A 17522-nucleotide genomic window follows, 5' to 3' on the forward strand; every position below is an offset into this window, starting at 1 on the left:
GTTTAAAAAGGGGTAATATGGAACTATTTTCAGAAAAAATCTCGATTAAGGAAACAAACGTACTTTTAAAAGTAGATAATCCAAAATTATTCAAAATTGCTAAAAAAAAGATTATAGATGAGCGGTTAAACCTTGAAAAGTACATATCTAAAAATCCGGTATTTTTAACAACATATTCTCCTTTTAAAATTTCTAATGACGCACCAGAAATTGTGAAATTAATGGCAAATTCCAGCGAAAATGCAAACGTTGGACCAATGGCGGCTGTTGCAGGGACATTTAGTGAGTTAGTTATTCATAGTTTACTTGAAAATAATTCAAAATCAGCAATTTGCGAAAATGGAGGAGATATTGCACTTTCATCAGATTTTGACATTATAGTTGGACTTTATGCTGGAAATTCACCAATTTCAGGAAATTTGGGCTTCAAATTAAAAAAAGAAAAAATTAAAAATGGATATGGTGTTTGCACTTCATCAGGAACCGTTGGTCATTCCGTTAGCTTTGGAAATGCAGATTCTGTTACGGTTTTTGCAAAGTCTGCAAGTATTGCAGATGCTGCTGCAACATCTATTGGAAATTTTGCGGTTGGAAGCCCTGATGAAGCAATAAATAAATGTCTTGAACAGGCTGAAAATATTTTAAAAATAGATGGTGTGTTTGTTACATTCCAAGAGTACGCTGGAAAGGTTGGAAAAATTCCGACACTTATTAGAACTGAAAAAAAAGAGGCTTTTGGAAATGTTTTTGAGATGGTTTGATAATATATTATGATAATTATTGCGTTTAGGTGAAAGCTATGAAAAAGTTTCTAAAAGGTTTATTCATAGTGTTCGTATTTTTAACGTGTGTCATAATGTCAGGTTGTGCTGAATTTACCGACCCCGCAAACGAAAAAGTACAGGTAGCAGTATTAAGTGAGGAATACGATAAAAGCAGTGGAAAGTATGAAACAAACCCGCAACAAGTAATTACTCCGTCTGGTGAAAGTAGTAGGTGAGTTTTATAATTTAAATTTGTCTAATTTATGAACCATATAATAGTAAAAGGCGATTTTTTGAATGAACGTAAACTAAATAAAGATTTTTTGGAAATTTATGAAATGTCTATTTCTGGAAAAATAAAAAAAGAGGATGCCCTTGAAATTTTAAAGTTAGATGTTTATGATTTACTGCATATTTCATATCACTTAAAAAAAGCGTTTAATAAAGAAAAAATAGAAACCTGCTCGATTATAAATGCAAAATCGGGATTTTGTAGTGAAAACTGTAATTTCTGCTCCCAATCAATCCATAATAATTCTAAAATCAATATTTACGGCTTAAAATCTAAAGAAGAAATATTAAAAAGTGCTAAATCCATTGAAAACTATTCAAACCGTTTTTCGATAGTTTCGAGTGGGAAAAAAATTTCTGAAAAAGAATTTGAAGATATATTGGAGATAATTGACGAAATAAAAAATAAAACTAAACTAAAAGTTTGCGTATCGCTTGGACTATTGAATAAATCCCAATTAAAAGCACTAATGAAAAAAAATATTAGAATCCACAATAATCTTGAAACTTCGAAAAACTATTTTAAAAATATCTGTACAACTCATGAATACGAGGACAAAGTAGACGTTATAAAAAATGGAAAAAAATTAGGGCTTCAAATATGTAGTGGAGGAATTTTTGGACTTGGTGAAGATATTATAGACCGCATAGATTTACTTTACGAGTTAAAAGAATTAAACGTCGATAGTATTTCGTTAAATCTCTTGAATCCAATAGAGGGAACTAAAATGCGTGAAAAAATTAATAGTAAAGAAATAAAAAGTATTGAACCAATAGATGCCCTGAAATCTATTTGTATTTCACGGATAATAATGCCAGAACGAGTAATTAGACTTTGCGGTGGAAGAGAATACGTTTTAAAAGATTTACAAAGTCTATCTCTTCTTGCAGTCGATGGATTAATGATTGGAAATTACCTGACAACATCTGGAAGAAATATTCAATCAGACTTGAGAATGATTGAGGACATGGGTTTTAAAAAGGGATAATATGGACGATACATTAAATTTAACTAAAAAGTATGAAGATTTAAAAAATTTTTTTAAAGGTAAAAATGTAGTTGTCGCATATTCTGGAGGTGTTGATAGTACTTTAATTTCAAAAATATCTTCAGAAATTACAGATACTATTGCTGTAACTATTGATAACAGCTTTTTTTCGAAAGAAACAATTAAAAAAGCAGAAACTCGTGCAAAATTATTTAAAATTCCCCAAAAAACGGTGAAAATTAATTATTTAACTGAAAACGTTTCAAAAGATATAAAAAACAGGTGTTACAATTGTAAGGCGAAAATTGCAGAAGAATTGCTTAAAATAAAAAATGAACTAAACTATGACATTATTGTTGATGGAACGATTTATGACGACATTTTTGAAGATAGGCCTGGAATTAAGGCATTTAAAGAAAAAGGCATAATTTCCCCACTTTTGGAATTAAAATTTACAAAAAAAGAGGTATTATTCCTTTCAGAATATTTAAATTTAGAAATACCCTTAAAAGACACGTGTATGGCAACTAGAATACTATCTCAGCCCATATCGCTTGAAAAAATGAATAGATCTTATGTTGCAGAAGAGTTTATAAAATCAAAGTTCCATATTAAAAATTATTTAAGAGTCAGACACTTTGAAAATATTGCAATTATCGAAATAAATAAGAATGAATCTAAAATATTGCTTGAAATTGAAAACATTGATATGATAAATAAAGAATTAAAAAAAATTGGGTTTAAAAAAGTAACTTTTGATTTTGAGTTTAAATAATAATTTTTGCGAGAAATGGTGATTTAAATGGATATAAACATTGACAAATATAAAAACATAACTAGAAACCTTGAAAGGGATATTGTAAATTTAAATCCCATACAAAGAGGAGGAATTCTTCCAACGGAGGCTAAAAAAGTAATTTACGAATACTGGGATGGATACAGCGTTTGTGACTACTGTTCTGGACGACTTGATAAAATTGAAACTCCTCCGATAAATGAATTTTTAGATGATATGTCAAAATTCTTAGGAATGGATATAACAAGACCGACACACGGTGCAAGGGAAAGTAAATATGCGGTAATGAATGCAATATGTAAAAAGGGGGATTACGTTGTTTTAGATGGAAATTCACACTATACTTCATACGTGGCACTTGAGAGGGCTAACCTAAATTACGTAAAAACAGATGTTGAGGAATACCCCAATTTTAGAGTTATTCCTAAAAGTTATGCTGAAAAAATAGATGAGTTGGAAGATTCAGGAAAAAATATCGGATTAATTTTATTAACTCATGTTGATGGAAGTTATGGAAATGTTTCAGATGTTTCAAAAGTTGGAAAAATTGCAAAATCAAAAGGATACCCATTATTATTAAATTGTGCTTATTCGGTTGGAAGAATGCCTGTTGATGGTAAAAAATTAAATGTTGATTTTATTGCGGCATCAGGACATAAAAGTATGGCTGCATCAGGCCCTTGTGGCCTTTTATCAATAAATGCGGAGTATGAAGACGAAATATTAAAAACTTCAAAAGTAAACGTTGTAAAAGAGCTCCAGATGCTTGGATGTACAAGTAGGGGAATTCCAATATTAAGTTTAATGGCAAGTTTTCCCCATATCATTGAAAGAGTTAAAAATTGGAACTTAGAACTTGAAAAAACAAGGAAAGTAGTATTTGAATTTGAAAAGCTTGGGTTCATCGCACTTGGTGAAAAACCGAGAAATCATGACATAATACGATTTGAAACGCCTGTTCTTGATAAAATTGCGGAAAAAGATAAAAGAAGAGGTTTTTTCTTCTATGAAGAGTTGAAAAAAAGAGGAATAGGCGGAATAAGGCGAGGCGTTACAAAAGAGTTTAAAATGAGTGTTTATGGCCTTACAGGCATGCAGGTTGACTATATAATAGACTGTATCAAGTCAATAGTTTTGGAAAACGCCAATTGAGGTGAATTATATGAATTCAAAGTATATAATTCCGGGAATTATGGTTTTACTCCTTATTGGTGCAATCTATATTGCTCTTGGCCCCAATATTCCTGAAAAGTACATTTTTGTTGATGTTACATTTAAAATGGGTGGGGCCGAATATCAAGGATACACAATTCAAGGTAGTAAAATAACTTTTGAATTTAAAAGAGAAGGTGACTTTTTTACACAAGCAATAACATCAGGATTTGCTAGCACTTCTGAAAGATTTAGAAATATTACTGACGTATATATAAAAATAGATACTAATGGCGATATCAATTATTATAAAGCCGAAAAATTCTATGAAACTGACGATGTAGTCAAATATCAAGTAATAGAAAAATAAAATATATAGTATTAAATCAAAAGCATTCTATTAATTGCCTTTTTTGCATTTTCAATTATTTCTTCTGAAAGATTTATCTCGTAATTTTCTTCTAAAAGACATTTTTCTAACTTTTCTAAAGAAATCGGTTTCATTGACGTACAGATTGCATTTTTTCTTAGTGGAATTAATTTTTTAGTTTTTCCAAGCTTTTCTAAATCGATTTTTATTCTTGTAATCATATCAACTTCTGTACCTATTACAAACTCCTCTTTTTCCGAGTTAAGTACGTGTTTTACCATTCCACCGGTACTCATTACATGATCTGCTAAATCTTGAATTTCGGGGTCACTTTCAGGATGAATTAGGATTTCTGCGTTTGGGTATTCTTTTTTAACCCGATTAATGTCTTCAATTGTAAAAGTTTTGTGAACATAACAGTGTCCACCTTCAGGCACTAAAATTATCTTTTTATCCGTTCTTTTTGATACAAAGTACCCTAAATTATTGTCTGGGCCAAATAAAATTTCTTTTTCGTCAAATGAATTTACTACTTTATCGGCATTTGCAGACGTACACGTTGCATCGGCAAGAGCCTTTGAAGATGCTAACGTATTTACATAAATTACTACTTTCGCATTTGGGTGTTTTTTCTTTTCTTTAAGTATAACTTCCGGTGGAAGATCACGTGCCATTGGACAGTAAGTTTCAATAATTTCCGGAATTAACACTTTTTTTTCAGGATTTAAAACTTTTGCAGTTTCTGCCATAAAATCCACACCGCAAAATACAATTATATCTTTATTTGTATCCTTTGCAGCAATACAAAGTTCTAAGGAATCGCCAATTATATCTGCAATTTTTTGAATTTCTTCTGGCTGATAGTTGTGTGCTAAAATTATTGCATTTTTCTCTTTTTTAAGTTTATTTATCCTATCCAGTATGTTCATAAATATACACCTTTAATCTCACTTAAAATTATTTAATAATCTCTTTTTTAATTTTTAAGGCTTCGATAACCATTTTTTCGGCAATTTTATCCAAGCTATAGGGGGTTATAGGTTCCATATCTTTTATAAATTTACCAGTTCCAACAACCAAATGGCCTTCTTCTTCCATTTTTAAAAATTCAACAGGGCCATTTTCATATTTAGCATCACCAACCTTAACATTACAGTTAAGCCCGAATACCCCATTTGTTCCAATGCAGATTTTTTTAGTGGTTTTACAGTATTCAATAATTTTTTTTCGTAAATTTAAAGTATCTCCGCCTGCAAAAACGACTAATACAATGTTTCCCGAAATTTTTTCAAGATTTTCTTTGGAAATATCTTCAAATACTGCATCTATTTTTTCAGGAAAAAAATCTTTAATAAATGATACTTTATACTCCCCAACTTTTCCGCCGTATTTTCTATGGATTACATCATTCATATCAATTTTTGCAGCGTCAAACACTTCAATCTTCTTAAAACCTCCCCGATGTACCTCTAAAATATCCATAATAACCCTAACACCAAGTCTACCGCACCCGATAACTGAAACAGTCCCTTTAGAATTTAATTTGTCTTCAAGCAGTTTTATATCCATATAATCACTTAAAATTATTTTTTTATTGTAATATTTGTTTTCCAGATATATTAGTTAGAATTTTTTAAATAAATATTTACGCAATTAATTTAAAAGTTACTCTTTGATGTGGTGAATAATACTCACAGATATTTATAAAACTTACTATTTGAATTTAGAAGAATTATATATATAGAAACATTCACTACGTTGTATATGACTCACATGAGATGAAATTATGCCAGAGCATTTACTGTCAGGTATCAAAGCAATTGTCGCAATAAATATGCGAAAAGAGGGAATGCTGCAAAGAGAAATAGCGGATTTTCTCAAAATGGATCGTTCAATCATTTCACACTATTTACATGGCAGATATCCATCTGATAAAGTCATGCGAGTCTCTGAAGAGATTATAAGGTTACCCCTTGAATATGGAATTCCATTGATCACGTCTCTTGGTGATGACAAAGAGATTACAAAAAAATTAGTAGAACGAATTTATAAAATAACTATAGAAATTGACATGGAAAAATGTATTGCGTGTGGTAATTGTTTAGAATGTGAATACGATGCAATATCGGTTTATTCGGAAGATATAGGCATATCTATTGATAAAGAAAAGTGCGTTCTTTGTCTACAGTGTGTTTCCGAGTGCCCTGTCAATGCCTTGAAAATAACTAACTACAAGGTATAATTTTCGGGAGGAATACTATGAAAAATATTAAAAGAGACGAAAAAGACGGCGTCATCGAAATTTCGAGAGAGGGCGTTGAGAAAAGAGTCTTAAAATGGGAAGATTGTGTTTGCGTAGGATGCGGAATCTGTAACGAAATTTGTCCTACAAATGCTATTGAAATGGGGCCCCTTGGTGCCATTTTTAGAGGGGACATTGATGCTCCAAAACTAGATATTTCTGAAAAATGTGTTCTTTGTGGTATGTGTGCTTGTGCATGTCCATTTGATGCAGTTACTTTAAAAATTAACGATAAATTAAATACAGAAATGCCCCAATATCCAAAAATTAAAAGGGGTATCGAATTAAACCAGAAAAAATGTGTTTTATGTGAACAGTGTGAATTAGTTTGCCCACAGAGTGCAATTGATGTAGAAAGAACTATTCCTGAAAGAAAAACGTTGGTTTTAGGCGAAATTAACATTAAAAAAGATGCATGTGTTCTTTGTGGAATTTGTGCAGACTACTGCCCTGCTGATGCAATTGAATTAGTTCCAAACAAGATGAATGCACTAAATTTAAAGCCGATTGCGGACATAAAAGTGGATTTGGATGCATGCGTTTATTGTAAAGTTTGTGAAAAAGCTTGCCCGCATAACGCAATTGAAGCAATTTGTTACAAGTGCCCACTTGCAAGCAGAATTAAAAAGCCAGAACTTTACAGCGAAATTAAAGGTCAGACAAACATAGATAAAGATTTGTGTGTTTCATGCGGATGGTGTGCAAATATCTGTCCAGTTGAAGCAATAACTGTCGAAAAACCATTTGAAGGAGAATTATTAATCGATAATGATACTTGTGGAGCTTGTGGGGCCTGTATTTCAGTTTGCCCTTGTAAAGCACTTGTATTCCCAAAACCAGAAAAAGCTGCAGACAAGGTACCTAAAGTTTCAGTTAATCCGGCTGTCTGTATTTTATGTGGTGCATGTGCACAATCCTGTCCAGTAGATGCTTTAAAAGTTAAAAGGACAAAAATAAATATGACAGAAGCGAATGCACCGGCATGGAAGAAAGCTTTCGAAAAATTGATGAAATAATTGAGATTAAGTTCAAGGTGATTTAATGTACAAACTCGAAGTATATCCTGAGAAGTGTCATGGATGCGGAAACTGTGTTGTTGCATGCCCTGTAAATGCACAAGACCCTGATGTGTCAGGGGGTAAAGGTCCAAGTAGTGATGAAAAATTAATTATGAGAGTTGAAAACGGTGTTGTATCCATCGTAAATAACAGTTTGTGTGGTGGATGCGGCGCATGTATCGAAGCATGTCCTGTGGACGCTATTAAGTTAGTTATTGTAAAGTAACGACAGTTAAAGCATTTTCTATTTGTTGTTGGGTGATATTATGAAATTTATGCTAAATACTGGACGAACAATTTGGCAGGGCGAAGCTATTGAAGCTGGAAAAAACCTTGAAATGTACCGAAAAGCTGCTGCCGTCTGCTATATGAATGCTGAAGACATGGTGCTTTTAGGCGTTAAAGACGGGGATACCATAAAAATAACTTCAGAATATGGCGATGTTGCGGTACATGCATTGACAACTAAAGAACCAGCTCCAATTGGAATGATTTTTGTTCCAATGGGGCCATGGGCAAATCTTGTTGTTATACCTGATACTGAAAGTACATCAATGCCGTCATACAAGGGCCCACTTGCCGTTGAAGTTGAAAAATGCGATGAAGAAGTATTATTAATGGCTGACCTTATGAGAAAAGCATACATTAAATAATATTGATTTTTGGGTGATCTTTATGGAATACATAATCAAAAATGGTACCGTTTATGACCCGTTAAATAAAATTGACGGCGAAAAGATGGATATCTGTATAAAAGACGGAAAAATTGTAAGCTCTGTATCAAAGAATGCAATAGAGATAGATGCAAATAAAAAAATCGTCATGGCTGGAGGTGTTGACTCCCACAGCCACATTGCAGGAGCTAAAGTAAATACTGGTAGGGCATTAAGGCCTGAAGACAGTAAAAAGGATATCTACTCGAAAGAAGGTTTAAGAAAAGGTTCAGGATTTTCAATTCCTTCAACATTTAAGACGGGGTATCAATACTCTGGAATGGGTTATACGACAGTTATAGAAGCTGCAATGCCCCCGTTAGTTGCAAGACACACACATGAAGAATTTATGGATACCCCTCAAATCGATAAAGCTGCAATGCCTTTATTTGGTAACAGCTGGATGGTAATGGAGTATTTAAAAAATGGCGACCTTAGCATGTGTGCTGCATACATAGCTTGGGCACTTAAAGCTACAAAAGGCTTTGCAATAAAAATAGTAAACCCCGGTGGAACAGAAGCTTGGGGATGGGGTAAAAACGTTCATGGTTTAGATGATGAAGTGCCTTACTTTGGAATTACTCCAAGAGAAATCGTAACAGGACTTACAAAAGTAAACGAAATGCTTGGGCTCCCCCATTCTGTCCACGTACACCCAAATAACCTTGGACATCCTGGAAACTGGGAAACTACTCTTGAAACGATGGATTGTGTAAAGGGGATTAAAGCTAAACCAAAATACGGTGAAAGAGACACGGTTTATTATAACACTCACCTACAATTCCACTCTTACGGAGGAACTTCCTGGAAAGATTGCGTGAGTAAAGGAGTTGAAATGGCTGAGTACGTTAATAAAAACAGTCATGCAATGATTGACGTTGGACAGATAACTCTTGATGAAACAACGACAATGACTGCAGATGGCCCAATGGAATACGATCTTCACATGACAAATGGTCTTAAATGGGCAAACTGTGACGTTGAACTTGAAACCGGTTCGGGAGTAGTTCCATTTATCTATTCTCCAAAAGGACCGGTTTATTCCCTCCAGTGGGCAATTGGTTTAGATATTTTCTTATACACAAACCCTGAAAAAGTAATTCTAACAACTGACCACCCTAACGCAGGGCCATTTATCAGGTACCCTAGAGTTATTGCATGGCTACTTAGTAAAGAGTACCGAGACGACTGGATTAAAAACCGGGTTCATGCATGGGCCGCACAAAAGAGCCATATAACTGAAACTGATAAAGAATATTCAATGTATGAAATTGCGCAAGTTACAAGGGCAAATACTTCAAAAGTACTCGGTTTAAGTGATGACCGTGGACATTTGGGTGTAGGTGCAAAAGCAGACATTTCAATCTATGACATTAGCCCTGAAGAAAAATCCGGTAAAAAGATTGAAAAAGCGTTCCTTGAAGCAGCTTATGTTTTAAAAGATGGCGAAGTAGTTGTAAAGAATGGAAACGTAGTAAAAGAGATATATGGTGACACAATCTTTGTTAATGCAAAAATAAGCGAAGATTTAGAAGCAGAACTTTTAAGAGACCTGACTCCAAAATTCAAAAAATACTATTCCATTAATATCGAAAACTACCCTGTTCAGGATGCATATGCGAACAGCTGGATGCCAATAAACATTGATGCTACAGACATTAAATAAGGAATCTTATTCAATCTTTTTAGGTGAAATAATGAAAGAAGTAGTTCTTACATTAAAGGACGATGTTTTCGTACCTGTTGAAATGGACAAAGTAATTCCTGAAAAAATTCAGGAAATGAGTTTAGAAGAAATTGAAAAAATAGAGTTGCAACACGGAAATAAAACTGCAACAGTAAAGGAACTATTTAATGTTGAATTAAAAGAAAGCAGTGATCTAAAACTAACTATCAACAAATGTACCGGTAAATTTAAAAGAATTGGCGAAAAAATGACTGTTGGCGAAATCGTAGTTAACGGTGATGCTGGAATGTATGTTGGAGCCGAAATGAAGAAAGGAAAAATTACTGTAAACGGAAACGTTGGCGGATGGGTAGGTCAAAACTTAAAAGGTGGCGAAATCGTAGTTAACGGCAATGCAGAAGATTACGTTGGTTCATCTTACAGGGGCGACTGGAGAGGAATGAATGGCGGAACCATTACAATTAACGGAAACGCCGGTACCGAAATTGGAGAATACTTAAAAGGCGGAACAATTATTATTAAAGGAAATACTAAAATAATGCCCGGAGTTCACCAAAATGGTGGAATTATCATTATTGAAGGCGATGTCGAAGGTAGGGCTGGCGGCGAAATGATGGCCGGTGCAATTATAATTTATGGTAAATTAAACGGGATATTGCCATCCTTTAAATTCGAAGGTATCGTTGAAAATCCAGTAATTAAACTATCCAAAAAAGACGAAGGAAAAGAATTTAAAGGAACTTTTATCAAATTCAGCGGAGACCACGTAACTAACAAGCCTAAAGGGGAAGTTTACGTAGCTTTAGAAAATAACGCAGAATTATTATAATCTAAATTTCTTTTATTCCTTTATTCTTTTCTTCTGTTATTTTTTATTTTCTATATTAATTTTAATAAATTTTTAATCATTTTTTTATAGTGTTACCAATATAGTAATAATATAATTTAAAAACAAGAGGACAACTATGATTTTAGAATTAAATGGAATTTACGCAGGTCTCCGGTTTTCTTCGGCACATATAGTATTTGGGCATGATAGCTGTGGAGTGATTCATGGACATTCTTATTATGTCGATGTAAAACTCTCAGGAAGTCCTTCTGGGGATTTTGGTTTTGTATGCGACTTTAAAATCGTAAAGCAGATTGTAAAGGAACTTTGTAATGAATTAGACCATAAGTTACTTGTACCAAGAGACCATGATAATATGGAATACTCAATTGATGAAGATTCTATTTTTTTAGAGTACGTGGAAAAATCGGGTAAAGTAAAAAAATACATGTTTCCGCTTGAAGATATAAATTTACTCCCTTTAAAGTCAACCACTGCTGAAGAGCTGTCCATATATTTTACAGAATTTATTAAAAACAGACTTCAAAAGCTCAAAATGGATTCATCAATATTGGAAATCGAAACTACCGTAAACGAAGGAATAGGGCAAGGTGCAAGATACAAAATGCTGCTAAGATGACTTTAAATTGCTGTCTAAAATTAAATAAAAATATATATAAATTATAATTAGTACAATTAAGCATAATACTCATAATTTCTAAACCGGGTGATTAAAATGAACCTAGAGCTTTCAGTAACTGAAGCAATGAGCACCCCCGTTGCAACAGTAACTTTAGATACAACTGCTTACGATGTAGCAAATATTCTAAAAGATAAGGGAATTGGGTGTTTAATAGTAGTAAATGATGCTAAAAAGCCGGTTGGAATTGTAACGGAAAGAGATTTGGCACTTGGAGTAGTTTCAAGAAATTTAAAGTCAAAAGAAGTATTAGTTAAAGAACTTGTTTCTCCAAAATTAATATCTATACCTCCAAAATCCACTTTAATGGATGCAGCAAGAAAAATGGATGCAGAAAATGTTAAAAGGCTTCCAATAATCGATGGGGAAGAATTACTTGGAATTGTTACAGTTAGTGATATCACTAAGGTGTCTCCAGAATTATTCAATATTATGGTTGAAACAACCGAAATCCACAGTTCTGACTATGATTATGCAAAAAAAGAAATAATTGAAGGAATTTGTGAACTTTGTGGAAGTCAGGATAGTATAAATTACATTAACGGTAAATACATCTGTAAAAATTGTCGTGAAGATTCTGAAGAAGATGAAGACGAATACTAACCAAAAAGAGGGGATATTTTGAAAATTAAAGCACTTATCAGCGAAAAAAAGGTTGAAAAAGTATACCCTACTACAAAAATTATTGAAGCCCTTGAAATGATGAATAAAAACCATGTTAGACGGATACCCGTTGTAGCTCCGGGAACTGGACGAGTTGAAGGAATATTAACAAACATGGATATTGTAAATTTAATGGGAGGGGGTTCAAAATACAACCTTGTAAAGTTCAAGCACGAATATAACATGATTTCCGCAATAAATGAATCAGTTAAGGAAATCATGACTGATAACGTGGTATTCGTAAGAGAAAATGCAGAGTTAGAAGAAGTAATAGACCTTTTTGTTAGTAAAAAAATTGGCGGAGTTCCTGTTGTTGATAAGTCTGGAATACTCATATCCACGATAAATGAAAGGGATGTTATAAAATATTTGGAAGACAGCATCTATAAAAATATTCTCGTAAGAGACTGTATGACTGAAAAAGTTGTATGTGCAACGCCTGGGGAACGGCTAAAAGATGTTGCACGAACCATGCTTAGAAATGGATTTAGAAGACTTCCAGTAGTATTTGAGGAAAAATTAGTTGGAATAATTACCTCTACTGATTTTATATCATTACTTGGAAGCGATTGGGCATTTAATAATATGAAAACAGGAAATATTCGAGAAATAACTAATTTAAGAATTCAAGAGATAATGAAAAAAGACGTTTTATCAATTAGTCCAGATATGAAACTTTTTGATGCTGTTAAGGTCATGTCTGAAAAAGACATTGGTGTACTTCCAGTTGTTGAAGGAGAAATGTTAATTGGAATATTAACTGAAAAAGACGTTGTAAGCTGTATTTTTAAAAAGTAATTCTTTTTAAATTTTTATTTTTAGTATCATGATTATTTTTTTATAGTGAAATTTACTAATTGTTTTTCACGTTAGATAATATTCATTTTAATTCTGGTGATATTTTGAAAATTAAACCTGAATGCGCAGTATGTATCACAAGGCAGGTTGTTGATGCAGTGAAAGAGATAACAAGCGATGAAAAAGAGCGCTTTAAGTTAATACATGAAGGAATGAAAAAAATAAATGAAGTTTACGGGGAATTTATAGTTCCTGCATTTATGGGCACTAGTGTTCATAGACATTTAAAAGCAGTTTCTTATAATAATGACCCATATAAAAACTTGAAAGAATCTGCAAACGAATTTGCAATTAAATATTTAAAAGAAGAAGAGGCATTGCTTGAAGATATTGACCCTCTTAAACGATTAAAAAATAAAATAAAACTTTCAATTGCAGGAAATGTAATCGATTTTGGGCCATATGGTACAGATATTGACGTAACTGAAAAAGTAAAAAATACCGTAAGTGGAACACTAAAAATCGATTTTAGCAGTGAATTATTTGATGACTTAAAAAAATCAAAACAAATTTTCTATATCTGCGATAACGCAGGAGAAATTATATTTGACAGAGTTTTGATTGAAGAATTAAAAAAATACGTCAATGTAGTTGTTTCAGTTAAGGGCATGCCCATATTAAATGATGCTACCTATAATGACGCAGTTATTGCGGGAATTGATAAAATAACCCGTGTTATCACTAGCGGAACTGACGTAATTGGAACTAAGTTTGAGGAGTCTTCAAGCGAATTTATTGAAGAATTTAATAAGTCAGATATAATCATTGCAAAAGGAATGGGTAATTACGAAAGTTTAACAGAATACGAAGAAAATCCAGTATTTTTAAATGATAAAGAAAATAAAACCCCAAAATTAAAAGTTCCAATATATTATATATTTAAAGCTAAATGTCCGCCCATTGCAAAAAATGTTGGCGTAAATGAAGGTGACAATATACTTTTAAAAAAAAGCATAAGTAAAGTTTAAAATTAAGAAAAACTAATAAAAATAAAAATAGTTTTATCGTTATTTTGTTAATAAAAGGTGGTACTTTGGTAACTTATAAAGATGCTGGTGTTGATATATATGAAGAAGACAGGATTATTCGTGCACTTATTTCAAAAATAAATTTTGAACGGGAAGATGCGATAAAACCCGCAGATTTAAAAGGACATTATGCAGGAGCGATAGAATTTGGCGATTATTATTTGGTACTCTGTACTGACGGTGTTGGGAGTAAAATGGTAGTAGCAGAAATGGCAAACAATTTTGAAACCGTTCCAATCGATATGATTGCAATGAATGTAAACGATGCTATCTGTATAGGCGCTGAACCTGTTGCATTAGTTGACTACATGGCAGTTGAAGAAATTACAGAAAATATTGCAGAACAGATTGGAAAAGGTCTTAACGAAGGAATTAAAGAGTCAAACATTAATTTAATAGGTGGCGAAACTGCATCCTTACCAAATATGATAAAAGGAATTGACCTTGCAGGAACCGTTCTTGCAGTTGTAAAAAAAAGTGAGATTATTTCTGGTCAGACTGTAAAAAAAGGTGACGTAATAGTTGGTTTAAGAAGTAGCGGAATACATAGTAACGGTTTATCTCTTGCAAGAAAAGTATTTTTTGAAATTTCGAATTTAAATGTTAATAGTAAATTGTCATACGGAAAAACAGTTGCAGATGAACTTCTAACGCCTACAAGAATATACGTAAAGCCCGTTTTAGATATGATTAAAAAAGCAGACGTAAAAGGCCTTGCACACATTACTGGTGGTGGATTTAGGAAATTAAAAAGATTAAATAAGGAAGTATGCTATAAAATCGATAATTTACCAGAGATACCTCCCATATTTAAAGAAATCCAAACTTTAGGTAACGTTGCAGACGAAGAAATGTTTAAAACATTTAACATGGGCATTGGCTTTTGTGTAATTGTTTCGAAGGAAAATGCGGAAAAAATTATTGAAATTTCAAACCAATACAAAATTCCTGCATTTGTAATTGGTGAAATAGAAGATAATATTGAAATAGATGGAGAATTTAAAAAAGAAACCGTTTTAGTAGAATATAACGGTAAAAAAATGATTATGGAATAAATTAAGAATTGAAAGCTTTCAGGTGAATGTGGTGCCTACAATTAACGTAAATAAGGTTGATTTAGAAAGACTATGTAATTTGGTACTTTCTGATAAATTAATAGAAGACAAATTCCCGATGATGGGTGTTGAAGTTGAAGAAATCTTTGAAGAAATCGATAAATCTGGAAAAAAACAAAAAATTATCCAATTTTCAATAAATCCGGATAGGCCAGATTATTTAAGCGTTGAAGGTCTTGCGAGAGGATTCAGGGGATTCATGGGAATAAACACAGGATTTCAACAGTTTGACGTTTACGAGTCAGATACTAACGTTACGGTTTTAGATAATGAATCAAGGCCATATATTGCATTTGCACTTGTAAAAAATGTACAGATGGATGAAATGGTTCTTGAAAGCATTATTAACTTACAAGAAAAGCTCCACTGGGCACTTGGGAGAGATAGAAAAAAACTTGCAATTGGAGTTCATGACTTTGACATGGTTAAAGGCCCTTTTACATATAAAGAAATAAAAGGTGATGAAATTAAGTTCGCACCTTTAGGTTACGATAGTGAAGAAATGACTCCAAAAGAAATTCTTGAAAAACATGAAAAGGGACAAAAATACGGGAAATTAATAAAAGATGGTAAATTCCCAATTATCGTTGATTCTAAAAATAATGTTCTTTCAATGCCGCCAATAATAAATGGGACTCTTACAAAGGTAACAAAAAATTCGAAAAATTTATTAATCGACATTACGGGAACCGAAAAAGAAGCTGTTGAAGAAGCACTAAATATTTTTGTATGTTCTCTTTTTGAAAGAAGTGGAACAATATATTCCGTTAATGTAAATGGGAAAAGATATCCTGATTTAACTCCAAGATACCGGGAAATTTCGATTGATTTGATAAATAAAAAATTAGGGCTTGAATTAAATGCTGGAGAAATAATTTCTGCACTAAAAAAAGCAAGAATGGATGTAAAATTTGAAAACGAAAAGCTAATGGTTAAAATCCCCGCATACCGAAACGACATACTACATAATGTTGACTTAAAAGAGGAAGTTGCAAAAAATCACGGTTATGAAAAATTTGAGGGTAAATTGCCATCAATTGCTACAACAGGTTCAAGAAACCCTATTGAAAAAAAATGTAAACACTACCAAAATACAATGTTGGGATTTGGGTTTTTTGAAGTAATGAACCTTACTCTTTCAAATCAGGAAACATTATTTGAAAAAATGAATTTAAAATATTCTGAAAAAGATTATGTTGAAGTTTTAAAACCGGCTTCAATTGAACATCGGGTTTTAAGAACATCTATTCTTCCAATGCTCCTTGAAACACTCTTTATAAATAAACATAATGTACTCCCCCAAAAAATATTTGAAATTGGGGACTGCGTTTTAATCGATGAAAACGATACTAAAACAGATACTAAATGTAAAAATATCAAAAAAATTTCATGTGCAGTAGTACATCCTTTAACGAACTTTAATGAAATAAAAACTGTAACTGAAGGGCTCCTTAGGGAGACTTTTGGTGAATTTGAAATTGAAAATTATGAACATCCATCATTTATTTCTGGAAGGTGTGCAAAAATACTAAATAATGGGAAAGAAATCGGATTCTTTGGAGAAATTCATCCGGAAGTGATTTTAAATTTTGAACTTGAACACCCGATTGTTGCATTTGAAATTTTAATTGAATAATCATTTTTACTTTTTTAAAAACATGTTAATTTTAAAATCAATTTTTTAAGTCAGGAGGGGGGTTATTTTGCAGTTATTCATATTAGATAATGACCCAAAAAGAGCAGCAAAAATGCACTGTGATAAACACGTTGTAAAAATGACTCTTGAGACGGCCCAAATTTTATCAACCGTTCACCACCTCCATAATTCAATTTATGCGGAAAAATGTTATAAGAAAACCCATGAAAAACATCCTTGTGTATTGTGGGCTTCAAAAACTCGCAAAAACTATGAATGGGCACTTGAATTATTTAAAGAACTTTTAAAAGAGTACACATATAGGTATAAAAAAATTCATAAATCTTCAGAAATACTGCCTTATTTAAAACATAACCCCGTATATTCCGAAAAAAACGAATTAACTCCTTTTGCAAAAGCCATTCCTGAACTATACTGGGAAGATGATGCAGTTTTAGCCTATAGAAAATATTATATTCTTGAAAAATCGAAATTCTGTAAATGGTCCAAAAGAAAAGTGCCTGAATGGTATTTAAAAGGTCTGAGTTTAAAATTTTAGTATTCTAAAAAA

At 32.5% G+C, this 17522-nt stretch carries 21 protein-coding genes; 19 read left to right on the forward strand and 2 right to left on the reverse strand.

The window, feature by feature from the left end:
• The first annotated feature begins 17 nt into the window (after positions 1-17).
• The 6 genes from MEVAN_RS02800 to MEVAN_RS02825 are packed head-to-tail and all read left to right on the forward strand — an operon-like array spanning position 18 to position 4362.
• Positions 18-761 (forward strand): UPF0280 family protein, encoded by a 744-nt coding sequence (locus tag MEVAN_RS02800; protein ID WP_011972360.1) that lies wholly within the window; start codon positions 18-20, stop codon positions 759-761.
• 38 nt (positions 762-799) lie between these two features.
• Entirely contained in the window at positions 800-1000 is a 201-nt protein-coding gene (locus MEVAN_RS02805) for a hypothetical protein (protein ID WP_048059133.1), read from the forward strand.
• A gap of 57 nt (positions 1001-1057) precedes the next feature.
• On the forward strand, positions 1058-2044 hold the full coding sequence (gene bioB, locus MEVAN_RS02810; RefSeq protein WP_048059228.1) for a biotin synthase BioB: 987 nt from the start codon (positions 1058-1060) through the stop codon (positions 2042-2044).
• Position 2045: 1 nt separating this feature from the next.
• Positions 2046-2819 (forward strand): ATP-dependent sacrificial sulfur transferase LarE, encoded by a 774-nt coding sequence (gene larE, locus MEVAN_RS02815; RefSeq protein ID WP_011972363.1) that lies wholly within the window; start codon positions 2046-2048, stop codon positions 2817-2819.
• A gap of 27 nt (positions 2820-2846) precedes the next feature.
• A complete protein-coding gene (gene pscS / locus MEVAN_RS02820; RefSeq protein WP_011972364.1) occupies positions 2847-3992 on the forward strand; it encodes an O-phospho-L-seryl-tRNA:Cys-tRNA synthase in 1146 nt (381 codons plus the stop codon).
• 10 nt (positions 3993-4002) lie between these two features.
• Positions 4003-4362, forward strand: a complete 360-nt coding sequence (locus tag MEVAN_RS02825; RefSeq protein WP_011972365.1) for a hypothetical protein — start codon at positions 4003-4005, stop codon at positions 4360-4362.
• An 11-nt stretch (positions 4363-4373) separates the two neighbouring features.
• On the opposite strand, the gene nadA is transcribed toward MEVAN_RS02825, so the two are convergent.
• Positions 4374-5291, reverse strand: coding sequence for a quinolinate synthase NadA (nadA, locus tag MEVAN_RS02830; RefSeq protein WP_011972366.1), 918 nt, complete (start codon positions 5289-5291; stop codon positions 4374-4376).
• Positions 5292-5319: 28 nt separating this feature from the next.
• On the reverse strand, positions 5320-5931 hold the full coding sequence (locus MEVAN_RS02835) for a ThiF family adenylyltransferase (protein ID WP_011972367.1): 612 nt from the start codon (positions 5929-5931) through the stop codon (positions 5320-5322).
• A 217-nt stretch (positions 5932-6148) separates the two neighbouring features.
• On the opposite strand from MEVAN_RS02835, the gene MEVAN_RS02840 reads away from it, so the two are divergent.
• From MEVAN_RS02840 to MEVAN_RS02900, 13 genes are all read left to right on the forward strand, one after another.
• Positions 6149-6604 (forward strand): 4Fe-4S binding protein, encoded by a 456-nt coding sequence (locus MEVAN_RS02840; RefSeq protein ID WP_011972368.1) that lies wholly within the window; start codon positions 6149-6151, stop codon positions 6602-6604.
• Between the two features lie 17 nt (positions 6605-6621).
• Positions 6622-7680, forward strand: a complete 1059-nt coding sequence (gene fwdF, locus MEVAN_RS02845) for a tungsten-dependent formylmethanofuran dehydrogenase subunit FwdF (RefSeq protein ID WP_011972369.1) — start codon at positions 6622-6624, stop codon at positions 7678-7680.
• Between the two features lie 25 nt (positions 7681-7705).
• A complete protein-coding gene (locus tag MEVAN_RS02850) occupies positions 7706-7948 on the forward strand; it encodes a 4Fe-4S binding protein (protein WP_011972370.1) in 243 nt (80 codons plus the stop codon).
• A gap of 40 nt (positions 7949-7988) precedes the next feature.
• Positions 7989-8375 carry a tungsten-dependent formylmethanofuran dehydrogenase subunit FwdD gene (fwdD, locus tag MEVAN_RS02855; protein ID WP_011972371.1) on the forward strand — a complete coding sequence of 129 codons (387 nt, stop codon included), beginning with the start codon at positions 7989-7991 and terminating at the stop codon, positions 8373-8375.
• 22 nt (positions 8376-8397) lie between these two features.
• On the forward strand, positions 8398-10101 hold the full coding sequence (gene fwdA / locus MEVAN_RS02860) for a tungsten-dependent formylmethanofuran dehydrogenase subunit FwdA (RefSeq protein WP_011972372.1): 1704 nt from the start codon (positions 8398-8400) through the stop codon (positions 10099-10101).
• Between the two features lie 31 nt (positions 10102-10132).
• Positions 10133-10951: a tungsten-dependent formylmethanofuran dehydrogenase subunit FwdC gene (gene fwdC, locus MEVAN_RS02865; protein ID WP_048059134.1), complete on the forward strand. Its 819-nt coding sequence runs from the start codon at positions 10133-10135 to the stop codon at positions 10949-10951.
• A 136-nt stretch (positions 10952-11087) separates the two neighbouring features.
• A complete protein-coding gene (locus MEVAN_RS02870) occupies positions 11088-11591 on the forward strand; it encodes a 6-carboxytetrahydropterin synthase QueD (RefSeq protein ID WP_011972374.1) in 504 nt (167 codons plus the stop codon).
• A gap of 96 nt (positions 11592-11687) precedes the next feature.
• A complete protein-coding gene (locus MEVAN_RS02875; protein ID WP_011972375.1) occupies positions 11688-12254 on the forward strand; it encodes a CBS domain-containing protein in 567 nt (188 codons plus the stop codon).
• An 18-nt stretch (positions 12255-12272) separates the two neighbouring features.
• Positions 12273-13112, forward strand: a complete 840-nt coding sequence (locus MEVAN_RS02880; protein ID WP_011972376.1) for a CBS domain-containing protein — start codon at positions 12273-12275, stop codon at positions 13110-13112.
• Between the two features lie 104 nt (positions 13113-13216).
• Positions 13217-14140 carry a damage-control phosphatase ARMT1 family protein gene (locus MEVAN_RS02885; protein ID WP_011972377.1) on the forward strand — a complete coding sequence of 308 codons (924 nt, stop codon included), beginning with the start codon at positions 13217-13219 and terminating at the stop codon, positions 14138-14140.
• A gap of 65 nt (positions 14141-14205) precedes the next feature.
• Entirely contained in the window at positions 14206-15255 is a 1050-nt protein-coding gene (purM, locus tag MEVAN_RS02890) for a phosphoribosylformylglycinamidine cyclo-ligase (RefSeq protein ID WP_011972378.1), read from the forward strand.
• A gap of 31 nt (positions 15256-15286) precedes the next feature.
• A complete protein-coding gene (pheT, locus tag MEVAN_RS02895) occupies positions 15287-16951 on the forward strand; it encodes a phenylalanine--tRNA ligase subunit beta (RefSeq protein ID WP_011972379.1) in 1665 nt (554 codons plus the stop codon).
• Between the two features lie 67 nt (positions 16952-17018).
• A complete protein-coding gene (locus MEVAN_RS02900; RefSeq protein ID WP_011972380.1) occupies positions 17019-17510 on the forward strand; it encodes a pyrimidine dimer DNA glycosylase/endonuclease V in 492 nt (163 codons plus the stop codon).
• Positions 17511-17522 lie beyond the last annotated feature (12 nt).

The sequence above is a fragment of the Methanococcus vannielii SB genome (genome assembly GCF_000017165.1).
GTDB lineage: Archaea > AGJL01 > Methanococci > Methanococcales > Methanococcaceae > Methanococcus > Methanococcus vannielii.

Excerpts from the sequence above, each read along its gene's own strand:
- MEVAN_RS02800 (WP_011972360.1), top strand. The coding sequence starts at position 18 with ATGGAACTATTTTCAGAAAAAATCTCGATTAAGGAAACAAACGTACTT.
- MEVAN_RS02805 (WP_048059133.1), top strand. The coding sequence starts at position 800 with ATGAAAAAGTTTCTAAAAGGTTTATTCATAGTGTTCGTATTTTTAACG.
- larE (WP_011972363.1), top strand. The coding sequence starts at position 2,046 with ATGGACGATACATTAAATTTAACTAAAAAGTATGAAGATTTAAAAAAT.
- pscS (WP_011972364.1), top strand. The coding sequence starts at position 2,847 with ATGGATATAAACATTGACAAATATAAAAACATAACTAGAAACCTTGAA.
- MEVAN_RS02825 (WP_011972365.1), top strand. The coding sequence starts at position 4,003 with ATGAATTCAAAGTATATAATTCCGGGAATTATGGTTTTACTCCTTATT.
- nadA (WP_011972366.1), bottom strand. The coding sequence starts at position 5,291 with ATGAACATACTGGATAGGATAAATAAACTTAAAAAAGAGAAAAATGCA.
- MEVAN_RS02835 (WP_011972367.1), bottom strand. The coding sequence starts at position 5,931 with ATGGATATAAAACTGCTTGAAGACAAATTAAATTCTAAAGGGACTGTT.
- MEVAN_RS02840 (WP_011972368.1), top strand. The coding sequence starts at position 6,149 with ATGCCAGAGCATTTACTGTCAGGTATCAAAGCAATTGTCGCAATAAAT.
- fwdF (WP_011972369.1), top strand. The coding sequence starts at position 6,622 with ATGAAAAATATTAAAAGAGACGAAAAAGACGGCGTCATCGAAATTTCG.
- MEVAN_RS02850 (WP_011972370.1), top strand. The coding sequence starts at position 7,706 with ATGTACAAACTCGAAGTATATCCTGAGAAGTGTCATGGATGCGGAAAC.
- fwdD (WP_011972371.1), top strand. The coding sequence starts at position 7,989 with ATGAAATTTATGCTAAATACTGGACGAACAATTTGGCAGGGCGAAGCT.
- fwdA (WP_011972372.1), top strand. The coding sequence starts at position 8,398 with ATGGAATACATAATCAAAAATGGTACCGTTTATGACCCGTTAAATAAA.
- fwdC (WP_048059134.1), top strand. The coding sequence starts at position 10,133 with ATGAAAGAAGTAGTTCTTACATTAAAGGACGATGTTTTCGTACCTGTT.
- MEVAN_RS02870 (WP_011972374.1), top strand. The coding sequence starts at position 11,088 with ATGATTTTAGAATTAAATGGAATTTACGCAGGTCTCCGGTTTTCTTCG.
- MEVAN_RS02875 (WP_011972375.1), top strand. The coding sequence starts at position 11,688 with ATGAACCTAGAGCTTTCAGTAACTGAAGCAATGAGCACCCCCGTTGCA.